Origin of the sequence: Stenotrophomonas sp. B1-1, assembly GCF_010894375.1 — a bacterium.
Classification (GTDB): domain Bacteria; phylum Pseudomonadota; class Gammaproteobacteria; order Xanthomonadales; family Xanthomonadaceae; genus Stenotrophomonas.
In genome coordinates this window covers 1-1,447 of the sequence record NZ_JAAIUZ010000052.1, presented here as the reverse complement: position 1 = coordinate 1,447, position 1,447 = coordinate 1, and the positions used below count along the sequence as shown (strand labels likewise).

The 1,447-nt window shown below is 64.6% G+C and carries 1 pseudogene; it reads right to left on the bottom strand.

Annotated elements, in window-relative coordinates:
* Positions 1-1,447: pseudogene (locus tag G4G00_RS21680) on the bottom strand (toprim domain-containing protein); the annotation flags it as partial.

The window sequence follows — 1,447 nt, the reverse complement described above, 5'->3', positions numbered from 1 at the left end:
GCCGCGTTCTGGCTGATCACGATCGTGCCGCGAAAGGGCGGCTCGTAGGTTTCGTTACCGCCATTGCGCACACCGCGCGTGGCCAGGGTGCCGCCGCCGAAGTAGTCCTTGAGCTCGTCCCACTCAAAGGCGCGGGTATGCGGCTTGTTGTCCGCGCCCGAGCGGTCCGCCTCCAACAGCACCACCGGCATGCCCGAGATCTGGCCCATGGCACGTGCCCGGCCGGCCTTGGACGACTTGGCCGGATCAAAGCCCTCATAGTCGGCCCGGGCCAGTAGCTTCCACAGGAAGGTCAGCAGGGTGGTCTTGCCGGCACCGGCCTCACCGGTGGCTTCCAGGAATGGGAAGGACTTGTGGGTGGTGCGGATCTGGTTGGCAAACAGCGAGCCAAACCAGAAGGTCAGTGCGACGATGCCGTGGGTGCCAAAGCAGGTCCACAGCCATGGCAGCCAATCGGTGCGAAAGGCTTCGGGATCGCGCTGGATGTCCAGGCGGATCGAGCGCTGGGTGGTCTTCATACGCAGCTTGTCGAACTCAAAGTAGTCTTCGGCATTGGCCAGGCTGATCTGGCCCTGGCGCACGGCCAGGTCGCCAAACACATAGGCCTGGTGCTCAGGGGTGTAGCCAATGAAGTCCACGGTGTGGACGGTCTTGACGTCCTTCCATTGCGCCTTCATCACCGCCAGCAGCTGGCCCCCGGTGCCGTCGAAGATCTCGCCCGGGGCGATGTGGGCCAGGCGGTCACGAAAAGTGGTGGCATTCATCGCCTGGCTGGAGGTGAAGGTGCCGGTGACGCTGGGCTTGCCCAGAGGGCGGTAGACCCGGAAGTAGTACCAGGCCTCGTCGGTGACCTCGTTGCGCTGGAAGTACAACGTCTGCGGAAAGCAGCTAGCGATCTCCTTCACCGAGGCGCTGGCCCGGCGCAGCTTCTGCAGCTCGTCTTCCTCCAGTTCGGCGGCCGCATCCTCTTTGCGCGTGGCGTATTCACGGCAGAGCTTGTCAAAGCGCACCGCATCGAACTCAAACCAGTACAGCCGGTTGCCAAAGTCGAAATGGAACTGCGCCCGCTCGGCGTGTTCATACATGCGCAGGCCCTTGTCCATGGCGCTACGGGCGGTGAGCAGGTCGCCCTGGTAGCGCGCCTCGGTCAGGTCCTCCAGCCACTGCGTGTTTCCGTTCTCGCTGGCCACCGCCCGCAGGTGCAGATCGTTCCAGTCCGTCTTGCGATCGCCGCGCTGATGGATCTGGGCCGCCCGGCAGGTAAAGCCCAGCTTCTCGGCCTGGGCGATGTGCTTGAGGGTGTAATCCCGCGCACCCGGATCGTTATCCAGGGCCCACACCAGCACCGGCAGATCGCTGGGTCGGGCATCACGCAACTCCACCAGCGAGGCCTCCGGATAGGCGCTGCAGGACATGGCCGAGACCGCGCACAGGCCGTGCTGCTGGC